We start from the raw sequence: 14,678 nt of genomic DNA on the forward strand, positions 1-14,678 counted from the left end.
CATTATGGAGCTCACTTTTTTAGGCACTAACGCAGGCGTTCCTTCTAAAGATCGCAATGTCACCAGTATGGTGCTCGATTTACAAAATAAACAAAAAAGTATGTGGATGTTTGATTGTGGTGAAGCGACACAACATCAAATATTGCATACCCGCGTGAAACTACCGCGTTTAAATAAAATTTTTATTACCCACTTACATGGCGATCATATTTTTGGTTTACCGGGATTACTTTGTAGTCGCTCAATGGGTGGAACGGAAACACTTTTAACAGTATATGGTCCTACGGGTATAAAAGCCTTTATAGAAACGTCGCTAACATTAAGCCAATCCTATTTAACTTACCCTATTAATATTGTTGAAATTGACAAAGCGGGTTTTCTTTTTGAAGAAGAAGGTATGAAAGTCAGTTGTGAGGCATTGTCTCACCCCGTACCTTGTTTTGGTTACCGCTTAGAAGAAGAAAACAAACCAGGTAAGTTAGATGCAGAAAAACTGAAAGCGGAAAATATTCCAGCAGGCTCTTGGTTACAAGACTTAAAGCAAGGCAAAACTATAACATTACCAGATGGACGAACAATTGATGGTAAAGACTATATTGGTGATGAAATAGAAGGTCGTTGTATTGCTATTTTTGGGGATACTCAACCTACACCTAATGCATTAAAGCTGGCTAATAATGCCGATGTTATTGTTCATGAAGCAACGTTTAAGCATGAAATGGCAGAGCAAGCAAATAGTCGCGGGCATTCAACAACTGTGCAAGCGGCAACATTAGCAAAAAAGGCTAATGCTAAAAAGCTGATTATTACTCATATTAGTAGCCGTTATTTACCCGAAGACTGCGTTGAGTTACTCAATGAAAGCCAACAGATCTTTAGCCATACTGAAATGGCTTCTGATTTTGAGGTATTTAAGTTGTAATGGCATTTTCGCTAAATAACAATGGCGACATGATGTCGCCATTTCGCTATTCACAAATCATCCAACCATTGATTTAAACTTCTTTAATTATCCTTCAATAGCGCGGTACGTTTTATCTTTCCATCTTGCAAAATAAAATTCACTTTGCCATCCCAAAATTCCGCCAAAAAAACATCTTCTGGTTTATCAATATGTTGATTTTTCATCTCATCTTGTAGCCACACTTCGTCTTTTTCTATTTGCGCTAATTCTGATGTTCGAATAACTCCGTCTTTCATGACAATAATCGAAGGCATTTTTGCACCATCACATACCACCGTGATTTGTCCATCAGGTTCAATCTGGGCGTAATTGACTTCCTGATATGAATGAATACCTTGAGCATGAAGACGAGACGTGATGTTAAGAATGTCTATTTTATTTTTTTTCTCCATGATGTTTTCCATAATAAACTCTCCCTTCTTGATAATAGGAATAGGATTACCAATGGTCACTGCACGGAAAAAATTGAAATGTTTGCTGATATAATTAAGCAAAGAGATAAAACAGACACCAATTAAGAAGACGATAATATATTGATAAAGAGGGATCGCATCGGTATAAATTACCCCACCCATAATGCCACCGAGCACAAAATTACCAATAAAATCAATAGGTGTTAATTGGGAGAGTTGTGTTTTACCCGATAAATTCATATGGGCTAGTATGATAGTAAAACCAATAATAAATTTGATAATAACCAGAAAGTAATATTCCATTTGCGTCTCACATTTCCAATAATTTCTGCACTTATTATAAAGTAGAAAATCTCATCTAGATAAAAATCTAAATTATTTTTACTTTGTTTTTCATGGGATTTGACTAAGAAAAAACACTTAATATACTTAGGTTTGTTGATTTTAAGACTCGCACTATACTTATTAAGATAGTTTTGCCGTAATCTCTTACAATCAACGCAATAGTTTCTCGCCTTTTCTAGTTTTTACGCGGGATATCACTGAATTGTTTTTGAACACATATTTTGGAGAAAAAAATGAATAAAAAACTACTTACTTCATTGGTTCTAGCGGGTCTTGTTACCATTACAGCTGGTTGTGATGATTCATCTAAAAAAGTTGATGAAGGCATTGACAAGGCGAAAGAGACAGCAACTCAAGTCACCGAAACTGCGCAAGATAAAGCGAATGAATTAACTGAACAAGCCAAAGATAAAGCTGCTGACTTGAAAGAAGATGCATCAGCAAAAGCAGATGAATTAACACAACAAGCTCAAGAGCTAAAAGATAAAGCTGAACAAAAAGCAGCTGAGCTAAAAGATGCAAGTGCTGCAAAAGCTGAAGAAGTTAAGCAAAACCTAGAAGCTGAAGGTAACAAATTATCTGAAAAAGCCGCAGAGTTAAAACAAGATGCGAGTAAAACAGCAGATAACCTAATGCAAGAAGCAGGCAACAAAATTGATCAGCTAAAAGGTGATGCTGCAAAAACAAGTGATGATGTAAAACAGCAAGCCCAAGAAACTGAAAACAAAGCACTTGATAAAGCGGATCAATTAACCGATCAAGCGAAACAAAAAATTGATGAGTTAAAAACTGAAAACAAATAATCCGATTTCAGTTTTTTTGATGATTTGTGAGCCAGTAAATTTTTACTGGCTTTTTTTGTTCATAAAAAAGACAAGGGTTGATCGATTAAGCAAAAAATGTAACCATGTTCTCCTTTTTTCAACAGGAGAAACCTATTAAAGTGCGAAAGCAGCTATAAACAAAAAACAGCAATAAATTGATTTAATTGTCATTTTCTTCATCTTACGGAAAAAATAATTTACTTCCGTTCTTTTTATAAAACATCACACTAATTTGATGCTTTATTCAAATTTTCTTATGAACTTTTCTTTTCTGATCACATAGACAATCAGAAAATTGATAGCGAAAAGTCTCTTTCTAGGAAAATAACAAAAAATAGGTTAGCTATGAGTCAACAAAACGATATAACCCCTCAAAAAGTTAGGATGAAAATTAATCCTCCCGTTTTTTATACATCTGCATTATTAATTTTATTGGTCGTTGGCTTCTCTGCATTATTTCCAGAGCTGGCAAATGATAAACTCAGTCATCTTCAGGAAAATCTCTTCACGAATGCGAGTTGGTTCTACATTCTAGCCGTTGCATTGATTTTGCTGAGTGTGACTTATTTAGGGCTTTCTCGATTTGGTGAAATCAAATTAGGCCCTGATCACGCTCGCCCTCACTTTAGTTATTTTGCTTGGTTTGCCATGCTCTTTTCAGCAGGAATGGGGATTGGCTTAATGTTCTTTGGTGTTGCTGAACCTGTTATGCATTATCTGATGCCTCCAACCGGTGAAGCTCAAACCATAGAAGCCGCAAAAGAAGCCATGCGATTAACCTTTTTCCACTGGGGATTACATGCATGGGCAATTTACGCCATTGTCGCTTTGATCTTAGCTTTCTTCTCTTATCGCCATGGTTTACCGTTAACACTGCGTTCTGCACTTTACCCAATTATTGGTGATCGCATACATGGCCAAATTGGTCATGCTGTTGATATTTTCGCTGTTATGGGAACCGTATTTGGTGTCGCAACTTCCCTTGGTTTTGGTGTTCTACAAGTTAATGCGGGTTTAAATCACCTCTTTAATGTACCTATTAACCCTACGATTCAAGTCGTATTGATTGTTGTGATCACAGGGCTTGCAACCATTTCTGTTGTTTCTGGTTTAGAAAAAGGCATTCGTTTTTTATCTGAACTTAACTTAGGATTGGCGGTTATTCTTCTTTTATTAGTCATTATTCTCGGTCCAACTGTATTGATATTAAAATCATTTGTTGAAAATACAGGGGGATATCTATCCGAAATTGTCAGTAAAACCTTTAATCTTTATGCATACGAACCAAAATCGAGTGATTGGTTAGGGGGATGGACACTGCTTTATTGGGGTTGGTGGCTTTCATGGTCACCATTTGTAGGGATGTTTATCGCCCGTATTTCACGAGGTCGTACTATTCGTGAATTTGTTGTCGGTGTTCTGTTTGTTCCTGCTGGTTTTACTTTACTCTGGATGACCGTTTTTGGTAACACAGCGATTCATTTAATCAAAGATAAAGGGGCAGAAGCCCTAGCCAATATCGTACAACAAGATGTGTCATTGGCTTTATTTGAGTTCTTAAATTATTTCCCATTCTCATCTGTTTTATCCTTCTTTGCGATGTTGATGGTCGTTGTCTTCTTTGTGACTTCAGCAGACTCAGGCGCGATGGTTGTTGATACTTTAGCTTCTGGTGGTGATAGCGAAACACCAGTATGGCAACGCATTTTCTGGGCGGGTTTAATGGGCGTTTCTGCAATTACTTTATTGTTAGCGGGTGGTTTAACTGCACTACAAACAGTAACCATTGCAAGTGCACTTCCCTTCTCGATAGTATTGCTTGCTTCTATTTATGGACTAATAAAAGCATTGCGAGTGGATGTATATAAACGTGATAGCCAACAACTCACGACAATTGCACCACCAGCAAGCCGCAATCCGATCCCTTGGCAACGCCGTTTAAGAAATATTGCCTATTTTCCTAAACGCTCTCATGTAAAACGTTTTATGGATGAAGTGATCCAACCCTCAATGGAAATGGTATCTGCTGAGTTAAGTAAGCAAGCAACGCAATGTTTTATCCATAATGAAGAAGATGATCGAATTGGTTTTGAAGTCGATTTAGGCGATGACATGAATTTCTTCTATGAAGTTCGCCTACGTTTTTATACTCAACCTGCCTTTGCTTTAGCTGGATTAAGTGATGAAGAAAAAGACGAAGAACATAAATATTATCGTGCTGAAATTCATTTAAAAGAAGGTGGGCAAGATTACGATGTAATGGGTTGGACGAAAGAACAAATCATTCACGATATTCTTGATCAGTACGAAAAACACATTCACTTTTTACATGTGTTAGGTAAACAATAATTCTATCCACTGATAAAAGTCCAAAAGGTGATGTGTTAAACATCACCTTTTTTCTTACTTTCAAGATAACTTATTTTTCAGCTTGCGCCGAGTCATCAGCCTCTAAAGCAATCAACTCTTTTAATAGACCTGACAGTCGCTGTAATTTTTCAGTGGAAAATTTTTGCTCAATTAATTGATAGCCCTTATCTATTTTAGGCTGAATTATGTCGTATAAATTTTGACCATTAGCAGAAAGAGAGACAAACAGCTTACGTTGGTCACTCACGGGTTTTAAGCGACAAATTAATTCGTCCCTTTCCATTCGAATCAGAATGCCCGTTAAACTAGGTCGAAGAATACACGCTTTTTGCGCTAATTCGTGAAAATCAATAGAACGCTTATCCGCAAGTACTCGAATAATCCGCCACTGCTGTTCTGTCAGATTATGCTCTTTGAGAACAGGTCGAAAAAAACCCATTGCAGATTCCCGAGCTTGTAATAGCGCGATAGTTAATGATTCATGCATAATCAAGAAGCTCTTTATATGGTGTTATAGGTGAAATGACAAAATATCACTCAATATAGACAGTGAAAAAGTACCGCTGTTTATGGTTTATAAAATGACTATATTCTAAGAATAGACTAATTGTTACAATTATTCATATTAACAAATAAATAAAGTTGACTCAATTTTTGCAATTTTCTTCCCTTTGTGCAATTTATCACCCACGTTCCTTTTTTAGGATTAATTTCATCTTCCGCAACATCTTGAGCTATACGCAATTTTTATGAATTGGCAATTTGTGTTATCTGTTTACCAATCAAAAAAAGTAGCCTAATTTGCCTATTATCCTACCTCTATATTAGGAATAATGGCGCTTAGCGATAAGGTTGTCTCACCGTTATTTGAGATAAAGTTAACGAGTTGTAACAAAGAAAGATTGCTATCTTTGTTCATGCGCGGTAGCGTTACGGCTTTAAAACAACGCAACAAAGAAACCGGCAATAACATCACAACTTTGTTAGCGAAGTAGTTAGGTGATTTTTTTAGTTATCTAACTAATAATTATTTTAAGTGAAGACGCCCACAGACGAGAAGTCTGGCAGTAGGAGTAAATAATGTCTGAGGAAAAACAGGCTAACCCACTTTTTCGGGATGCGATGGCAAGCTTAGGTGCTGCGGTCAATATCGTGGCAACAAATGGTGATGCGGGATGTTGTGGCTTAACAGCAACAGCTGTATGTTCTGTTACTGATAACCCGCCTACCGTGATGGTCTGCATCAACAGTAAAAGCCAAATGAACGCTATTTTTCAAGAAAATGGAAAATTAAGCATCAATATATTGAATCATGAGCAAGAAGAAATGGCATGTCATTTCGCCGGAATGACAGGGCTTGCGATGGCTGAGCGCTTTACCCAACCAGGATGGCAAAACGGACAATTACAACAACCCGTATTAACAAATGCGCTTGCCTGCCTAGAAGGTGATATTTATGATGTACGCCAAGTGGGTACACATTTTGTTTATATGACCGAAATTAAGAATATTTCGGTGCGTGAAGATGGTGATGGGCTTATTTATTTCAAGCGTCGTTTCCATTCTGTTAAAAATGAACAAGTACCAATCCCTGTTTAAATTTCACCTATTTTACCTCAAGATAAAAACGCACTTTTAATAAGGGCGTTTTTTTATTGATTATAATCACATCATAAATTAAATATTTATTTATATTAAATGAATATTTATTTAACTAAATAACATTCACTAGCGTTTAGATATTTATTAAATATTTATTAACATCTGTTTGTTATAAAAGATTAATTTTTAATTATAATGAAAAATTTCTTTCTAGAATCAATTAGTCACATAATCAAAAATATTTTCTCTCTACTTTTATCCTGTATCTTTATTTAATTTACTCAGATTAAAATACAAACAAATAATAATCTTCCTGATTATATTTTATACCAAAGATCAATTAAATGACTTTATTTTAAAATAAACTAATGAATATTTTTTTCAATCTGGTATTAATCTTACCCACAGTGTGATCAACCTTTGAGAAGTCATTCCATCAATATATTAGTCTACTCGACTTGCTGATTACCTTCTTAAATTTGCAAACATCACTCTAAATGCGACAGATAATGTTACCGTCGTGTAACATTCCTCGTGAATGTGAGTAAATAACATCGTTGTTGAAAATAAATAATAATTAGGGGCATTACAGATATGGATAAACCCGCTCAAGTCGGTTTATTACAACAGCCTAAACCATTCTTTATGATTTTCTTTGTAGAATTATGGGAACGTTTTGGTTACTACGGCGTACAAGGTATTCTTGCCGTTTATTTTGTTAGTAAACTCGGTTTCTCTCAAGAACAGGCTTTCATTACTTTTGGTGCATTCTCTGCACTGGTTTATGGGCTTATTTCTATTGGTGGTTATGTTGGTGACCACTTATTAGGAACAAAACGAACCATTGTTTTAGGTGCTATTGTTTTGGCTATCGGTTATTTCATGACTGGTATGTCAATTATGTATCCTAATTTAATTTTCTACGCATTGGGAACTATCGCAGTAGGTAATGGTTTATTTAAAGCCAATCCTGCAAGTTTATTAGCGAAATGCTATCCACCTAAAGATCCACGTCTTGATGGCGCATTTACGCTATTTTATATGTCGATCAATATCGGCTCATTAATTTCTTTATCTATCGCCCCAGTACTTGCTGAACGTTACGGATATGCACTGACTTATAATATCTGTGGTATTGGCTTGCTCATGGCGTTATTAGTTTATTTCTTCTGTCGTAAAATGGTTGCCAATATTGGTTCTGAACCAGACCATTTACCGATGAACTTTAGCAAACTGTTATTAGTTATTGCTGGCTCAATTGCTATGGTATTTGTTTGTGCATGGTTATTGCACAACGTTATGATTGCAAATATTGTCTTAGTTAGCTTGTCTATTATTGTTGTCTTCATTTATTTCCGTGAAGCGTTTAAACAAAAAGACAGAGTTGCTCGTAATAAAATGTATGTTGCATTTGTTCTGATGTTAGAAGCTGTTGTTTTCTACATTCTGTATGCTCAGATGCCAACTTCACTGAACTTCTTTGCTATTCATAATGTTCATCACACGCTTTTAGGCTTTGATATTAACCCTGTAAGCTTCCAAGCACTAAACCCATTCTGGATCATTATTGCTAGCCCAATCCTTGCTATCGCTTACAGCCATTTTGGCGCGAAAGGTAAAGATTTCTCAATGCCAGCGAAGTTTACTGCTGGTATGCTTCTGTGCTCATTAGGATTCCTTACAGCGGCAGCATCAGGTATGTGGTTTGCCGATGCTCAAGGCTTAACATCACCTTGGTTTATCGTTCTGGTTTACTTATTCCAGAGCTTAGGTGAACTGATGATCAGTGCGTTAGGTTTAGCAATGGTTGCAGCATTCGTACCGCAATACATGATGGGCTTTATTTTAGGTATGTGGTTCTTAACACAAGCCACGGCTTATCTGTTAGGGGGTTATGTAGCGACTTTCACAGCAGCACCAGAAGGTATTACTGATCCACTACAAACATTACCTATTTACACTGATGTATTTGGTAAAATTGGTATTGTGACCTTAATTGTTGGTTTAGTGATGTGGGCAACAGTACCTTTACTGAACCGCATGATGAAAGAAGAAAGCAAAGACGTTAAAGTCGCTGGCTAATCTTTCAATCAATATCTAATTGAATATTAAGCGCCTATTTATAGGCGCTTTTATTTTGGGCTAAGAAGATTATTCTCTTTTTGCTAGCCATAAAAAAACCCGCTAAATAAGCGGGTTTAGTTTAATCATTAAGAATGATTCAATTACAGAACATCAATTGCATTCAGTTCTTTAAAGGCTTGTTCTAAACGAACAACCATTGATGCTTGTGCTTGACGTAACCAGTTACGTGGGTCGTAGTATTTCTTGTTAGGTTTATCAGCACCTTCTGGGTTACCTAACTGACCTTGCAGATAACCTTCGTTCTTTTTGTAGAACTGTAAGATACCATCCCAAGTTGCCCACTGAGTATCTGTATCGATATTCATTTTGATAACACCATAGCCAACAGCTTCTTTGATTTCTTCTGCTGAAGAACCGGAGCCGCCGTGGAATACGAAATCTAAGCTATTGTGTGGTAAGTTGAATTTTTCTGATACGTAGTCTTGTGAGTTACGTAGAATTTTTGGCGTTAACTGAACGTTACCTGGTTTATAAACACCGTGAACGTTACCGAAAGATGCCGCGATAGTGAAACGAGGGCTTACCGCACTCAGTTTTTCGTATGCGTAAGCAACATCTTCTGGTTGAGTATAAAGCGCAGAGCTGTCCATACCCGTGTTATCAACACCGTCTTCTTCACCACCCGTACAGCCTAATTCGATTTCTAAAGTCATATCGATTTTAGCCATACGCGCTAAATATTTAGCACAGATTTCGATGTTTTCTTCTAATGACTCTTCAGATAAGTCAATCATGTGAGAAGAGAACAGTGGTTTGCCTGTTTTAGCGTAGTGTTTCTCACCAGCATCTAACAGACCATCAATCCATGGTAATAATTTTTTCGCACAGTGGTCAGTATGCAGGATAACAGGAACGCCGTAATATTCAGCCATTTGGTGCACATGGTGAGCACCTGAAATTGCGCCTAAAATAGCAGCTTGCTGTGGTACATCAGATTTAAGACCTTTACCTGCGATAAATGCAGCACCACCGTTAGAGAACTGTACAATAACAGGAGAACGAACTTTCGCAGCAGCTTCTAACACAGCATTGATTGAGTCAGTACCTACACAGTTAACCGCAGGCAGAGCAAATTTATTTTCTTTTGCTACCGCAAATACTTTTTGTACATCATCACCAGTGATGACACCCGGTTTCACGAAATCAAAAACTTTAGACATGTAATAAGATCCTATATTTGGAACAGGTAGAAAATAACTTTCTACCTGTATGAGCTGACTTAATTACTGTTTAGCGCGTTCTTCTAACATTGCAACAGCAGGAAGTTTTTTACCTTCAACGAATTCTAAGAAAGCACCACCACCGGTTGAAATGTAAGAGATTTTGTCTGCGATATCAAATAAATCAATAGCAGCCAGCGTATCACCACCACCTGCGATAGAGAATGCTTCACTATCTGCGATTGCATTAGCAATGATTTCTGTACCTTTGCGGAAGTTAGGGAATTCAAACACACCGACTGGACCATTCCACAGGATAGTTTTCGCGTTTTTCAGGATCTCAGCTAAACGTTCTGCTGTCACATCACCGATATCCAGCACTTGTTCATCATCTTTGATGTCACTTGCTGATTTTAAAACAGCTTCAGCAGTTTCAGAGAACTCAGTTGCAACACGAACATCACTTGGTACTGGAATATCACATTTTTCCATCAGTTTTTTAGCATCATCAACAAGGTCTGCTTCATATAAAGAACGACCTACTGGATGGCCTTCTGCTGCGATAAAGGTATTTGCGATACCACCACCAACGATTAATTGGTCAGCAATTTTTGATAAAGAATCTAATACAGTCAGTTTAGTTGAAACTTTAGAACCACCAACAATCGCAACCATTGGGCGAGCAGGTTTATCTAATGCTTTACCTAATGCTTCAAGCTCTGCTGATAACAGAGGACCCGCGCAAGCAACTTGTGCAAATTTAGCAACACCATGAGTTGATGCTTGAGCACGGTGAGCGGTACCAAATGCATCCATGACGAAAACATCACATAATGCAGCGTATTGCTTAGACAGAGTTTCGTCGTCTTTCTTTTCGCCTTTGTTAAAACGAACGTTTTCAAGAACAACTAATTCACCTGCATTGACTTCAACACCATTTAAATAGTCTTTAGCAAGGCTAACTGGTGCAGTTAATTTATCTTTCAGATAGTCAACAACTGGTTTTAAAGAGAACTCTTCGTTGTACTCACCTTCAGTAGGACGACCTAAGTGAGAAGTTACCATCACTTTAGCGCCTTGTTTTAACGCGGCTTCAATTGTTGGTAAAGAAGCACGGATACGCGCATCTGAAGTCACTTTACCATCTTTAACTGGAACGTTCAGGTCAGCACGGATAAGAACTCGTTTACCCGCTAGGTCTAAATCGGTCATCTTAATTACAGACATGATGAATCCTCTCATTGATTCTCTAAAATTTAGTAATCTTCTGTTCAGTGCCTTGTATTATTACGCGACACCGTCATTAAAACATGATTATTTAAAACCAGTTGCAGCCATTGCTAACGTTGTATCAAGCATTCTGTTAGCAAAGCCCCATTCATTATCACACCAGACTAAAGTCTTGATCAGGTGTTGCCCACTGACTCTTGTTTGTGTGCCATCAACGATTGCACTATGAGGGTCGTGGTTAAAATCAGTTGAGACTAATGGCAATTCTGTGTAATCCACTATACCACGAAATGCGCCAGTTGCTGATTTTTGAATTAACCGATTGACATCTAACACATTTACAGCAGTTTTTACAGTGACACTTAAATCAATTGCCGTCACATTAATTGTAGGAACTCGTACAGAAATTGCCTCAAAATGATCCTTAAATTTCGGGAAAATTCGAGTAATTCCTGCCGCCAATTTCGTATCAACAGGAATAATAGATTGTCCTGCTGCACGAGTACGGCGTAAATCCTTATGGTATGCATCAATCACAGGTTGATCGTTCATGGCTGCATGGATTGTGGTTACTGTTCCTGACTCTATATTAAACGCGTCATCCATCATTTTAATGATGGGAATAATGCAATTTGTTGTACAAGATGCGTTTGAAACAATTCGGTGCTCTTTTTTAAGTTCGTGTTGATTCACACCAAAAACGACAGTTGCATCTAAATCCGTTGTACCGGGATGAGAAAAAAGTACTTTCTTTGCGCCTTGTGCAATATGCGCTTCGCCATCAGCTCGTGAGCCGTAAGCACCACTACAATCAAGTACAACATCAATACCAAGTTCACCCCAAGGTAAATCAGTAATATCAGCGTGATGAAATAAACGAATAGTATCATCACCCACTTGCAATAAATCGTTATTAATTCGTACATCCCAAGCAAAACGTCCGTGGCTGGAGTCATACTTGAGAAGATGCCCAATACCTTGTGCATCAGCCAATTCATTTATTGCAATAACTGTTATTTCAGCTCGTTTACCTGATTCATAAAGCGCTCTTAACACATTACGCCCTATACGACCAAAACCGTTAATAGCGACTCTGATTGTCATGTGACTTCCTTGATAACTCGTGATTTGCAACCGCTTAGAATAATAGAGCAAGATACTAATCAACAACGATAAATCAAGTAAATCTAGAAATTGTGCAGTCACCGACATTTTAGGATTAACTGAAACGGTTCAGCTTACTGATAATCAGATTACGAGAAATGAGAGAAGATCGCAATAGTAAACAAAGATGGAAGGATAAAAAAAGAGCACATCTGAGAAATTCTTCCCAAAAATGTGCCCTTGTTAACATTTATTGATTATTTAAGTAAAGATTTTGCCTGTGTAACCACATTTTCAACAGTAAAACCAAACTCTTCAAATAACTCGTTTGCAGGTGCAGATTCACCGAAGCTACGCATACCTACAATCGCGCCATCTAAACCAACATACTTGAACCAGTAGTCAGCAATACCTGCTTCGATAGCAACACGCGCTTTCACTGATGCTGGTAATACTGCTTCACGGTAATCTGCATCTTGTTTATCAAATGCATCTGTTGCTGGCATAGAAACAACACGTACTTTACGGCCTTCAGCTGTCAGTTGTTCATAAGCGCTAACCGCTAATTCAACTTCAGAACCTGTTGCAATAAAGATTAATTCTGGAGTACCAACGCAATCTTTCAGGATGTAACCACCCTTCTCGATATTTGCCAGTTGCTCTGGAGTACGTGGTTGTTGTGCAAGGTTTTGACGAGAGAAGATCAGAGCTGTTGGACCATCTTTACGATCAATTGCATATTTCCATGCAACAGCTGATTCAACTTGGTCACATGGACGCCATGTGCTCACGTTTGGAGTTACACGCAGGCTTGCCATTTGCTCAACAGGTTGGTGAGTTGGACCATCTTCACCCAGGCCGATAGAGTCATGAGTATAAACAAAGATACTGCGGATCTTCATCAGTGCAGCCATACGTACAGCATTACGTGCATATTCCATAAACATCAGGAAGGTAGCACCGTAAGGAACAAAACCGCCATGTAGTGCAATACCGTTCATGATTGCAGACATACCGAATTCACGTACACCGTAATGGATGTAGTTACCCGCTTTGTCTTCGTTCAGCGCTTTAGAGCCAGACCACATAGTCAGGTTACTTGGTGCTAAGTCCGCAGAACCGCCCATGAATTCTGGTAATACTTTACCGAATGCTTCTAATGCATTTTGAGACGCTTTACGGCTTGCAATGCTTGAAGGGTTTTGTTGCAGATTTTCAATAAATGCTTTGGAATCTTTTTCCCAGTTTGCTGGTAATTCACCAGAAACACGGCGTTTGAATTCAGCCGCTAATTCAGGGAATTGTGCTGCGTATGCAGCAAATTTAGCATCCCATGCAGCTTCTTTTGCTTTACCCGCTTCTTTCGCATCCCACTCTTTATAAATTTCTTGTGGAATTTCGAATGCGCCGTATTCCCAGCCTAACGCTTTACGTGTTTCAGCGATTTCTGCATCACCTAATGGGGAACCGTGAGAATCAGCAGTACCAGCTTTATGAGGAGAACCAAAACCGATAGTGGTTTTACAAATCAGCAGTGAAGGTTTGTCAGTGATTTGTTTTGCTGCTTCAACAGCTGCTTTAATGCTTGCTGCATCGTGGCCATCAATACCACTGATTACATGCCAGCCATAAGCGTCGAAACGTTCTGCTGTGTTATCAGTAAACCAACCATGCACTTGACCATCAATAGAGATGCCATTGTCATCATAGAATGCAATCAGTTTACCTAATTGTAATGTTCCCGCTAAAGAACACGCTTCGTGGGAGATACCTTCCATCATACAACCATCACCCATAAAGGCGTAGGTGTAATGGTCAACAATGTCATGACCAGGACGGTTAAATTGAGCCGCTAATGTACGTTCTGCAATAGCAAAACCCACTGCGTTTGCAATACCTTGACCTAAAGGACCCGTTGTTGTTTCAACACCTGGGGTATAACCATATTCTGGGTGACCTGGTGTTTTAGAATGCAATTGACGGAAGTTTTTCAGATCATCTAAAGAAACTTCATAACCAGACAGGTGCAGTAAGCTGTAAATCAGCATTGAAGCATGACCATTAGATAAAACGAAGCGGTCACGATCAGCCCAGTTAGGGTTAGTTGGGTTATGATTTAAAAAATCACGCCATAATACTTCTGCAATATCAGCCATACCCATAGGGGCGCCAGGGTGTCCTGATTTCGCTTTTTGCACAGCATCCATACTTAAAAAACGGATCGCATTAGCAAGGGTTTTACGAGTGGTCATTTTCTACTCCAAGTCGGATAAAAAGCATCTAGATAGCTGATTCTCTCAATGCGGGCAAAAAACCGCAATATAAAAAATCCACAAAGGTGGCTATCGTAATTAGCATAAAGCAATAATTCTTTGATTTGCACAGCATTTTTTACAATCAAAGCGGAAAATAACATTACACCACCGCATTGTTGCGCAACAAAAAGCAAAAGAGACAATAATTTGCGCAATTGAGAAGCGTGCTATTAAACCCTAGCTTGATATGACTAATCAAGATAAAA

At 38.1% G+C, this 14,678-nt stretch carries 12 protein-coding genes; 5 read left to right on the top strand and 7 right to left on the bottom strand.

The genetic code is table 11. The annotated features are described in order from the left end of the window. The first annotated feature begins 4 nt into the window (after positions 1 to 4). On the top strand, positions 5 to 922 hold the full coding sequence (gene rnz, locus ACNARN_RS04195) for a ribonuclease Z (protein WP_349442787.1): 918 nt from the start codon (positions 5 to 7) through the stop codon (positions 920 to 922). Between the two features lie 83 nt (positions 923 to 1,005). On the opposite strand, the gene ACNARN_RS04200 is transcribed toward rnz, so the two are convergent. Further along, complete coding sequence (locus ACNARN_RS04200; RefSeq protein WP_198626063.1) at positions 1,006 to 1,680, bottom strand: DUF421 domain-containing protein; 675 nt, start codon at positions 1,678 to 1,680, stop codon at positions 1,006 to 1,008. A 275-nt stretch (positions 1,681 to 1,955) separates the two neighbouring features. Here ACNARN_RS04200 and ACNARN_RS04205 point away from each other — a divergent pair, with 275 nt between their 5' ends. Then, positions 1,956 to 2,525, top strand: coding sequence for a hypothetical protein (locus ACNARN_RS04205; protein WP_198619427.1), 570 nt, complete (start codon positions 1,956 to 1,958; stop codon positions 2,523 to 2,525). A 366-nt stretch (positions 2,526 to 2,891) separates the two neighbouring features. Next, positions 2,892 to 4,895 (top strand): choline BCCT transporter BetT, encoded by a 2,004-nt coding sequence (gene betT, locus ACNARN_RS04210; RefSeq protein ID WP_416304182.1) that lies wholly within the window; start codon positions 2,892 to 2,894, stop codon positions 4,893 to 4,895. A gap of 70 nt (positions 4,896 to 4,965) precedes the next feature. On the opposite strand, the gene hpaR is transcribed toward betT, so the two are convergent. Further along, on the bottom strand, positions 4,966 to 5,403 hold the full coding sequence (gene hpaR / locus ACNARN_RS04215; protein ID WP_109371512.1) for a homoprotocatechuate degradation operon regulator HpaR: 438 nt from the start codon (positions 5,401 to 5,403) through the stop codon (positions 4,966 to 4,968). Between the two features lie 593 nt (positions 5,404 to 5,996). Here hpaR and hpaC point away from each other — a divergent pair. Then, positions 5,997 to 6,515, top strand: a complete 519-nt coding sequence (gene hpaC / locus ACNARN_RS04220; protein ID WP_198619425.1) for a 4-hydroxyphenylacetate 3-monooxygenase, reductase component — start codon at positions 5,997 to 5,999, stop codon at positions 6,513 to 6,515. 597 nt (positions 6,516 to 7,112) lie between these two features. Next, a complete protein-coding gene (dtpB, locus tag ACNARN_RS04225; protein ID WP_198619424.1) occupies positions 7,113 to 8,600 on the top strand; it encodes a dipeptide/tripeptide permease DtpB in 1,488 nt (495 codons plus the stop codon). Between the two features lie 143 nt (positions 8,601 to 8,743). Here dtpB and fbaA read toward each other — a convergent pair whose 3' ends face one another. From fbaA to ACNARN_RS04250, 5 genes are all read right to left on the bottom strand, one after another. Next, positions 8,744 to 9,823 (bottom strand): class II fructose-bisphosphate aldolase, encoded by a 1,080-nt coding sequence (gene fbaA / locus ACNARN_RS04230; RefSeq protein ID WP_198619423.1) that lies wholly within the window; start codon positions 9,821 to 9,823, stop codon positions 8,744 to 8,746. Between the two features lie 63 nt (positions 9,824 to 9,886). Beyond that, complete coding sequence (gene pgk, locus ACNARN_RS04235) at positions 9,887 to 11,050, bottom strand: phosphoglycerate kinase (RefSeq protein WP_099074324.1); 1,164 nt, start codon at positions 11,048 to 11,050, stop codon at positions 9,887 to 9,889. An 87-nt stretch (positions 11,051 to 11,137) separates the two neighbouring features. Continuing rightward, positions 11,138 to 12,157 (bottom strand): erythrose-4-phosphate dehydrogenase, encoded by a 1,020-nt coding sequence (gene epd, locus ACNARN_RS04240; RefSeq protein ID WP_098940985.1) that lies wholly within the window; start codon positions 12,155 to 12,157, stop codon positions 11,138 to 11,140. A gap of 257 nt (positions 12,158 to 12,414) precedes the next feature. Further along, positions 12,415 to 14,409, bottom strand: coding sequence for a transketolase (tkt, locus tag ACNARN_RS04245; protein ID WP_198619421.1), 1,995 nt, complete (start codon positions 14,407 to 14,409; stop codon positions 12,415 to 12,417). Further along, positions 14,406 to 14,573, bottom strand: a complete 168-nt coding sequence (locus tag ACNARN_RS04250; RefSeq protein WP_159363819.1) for a hypothetical protein — start codon at positions 14,571 to 14,573, stop codon at positions 14,406 to 14,408. The genes tkt and ACNARN_RS04250 overlap by 4 nt, the downstream gene beginning before the upstream one ends. Between the last annotated feature and the right edge of the window lie 105 nt (positions 14,574 to 14,678).

This window comes from Proteus sp. TSJ240517, from assembly GCF_047921575.1.
Classification (GTDB): Bacteria; Pseudomonadota; Gammaproteobacteria; order Enterobacterales; family Enterobacteriaceae; genus Proteus.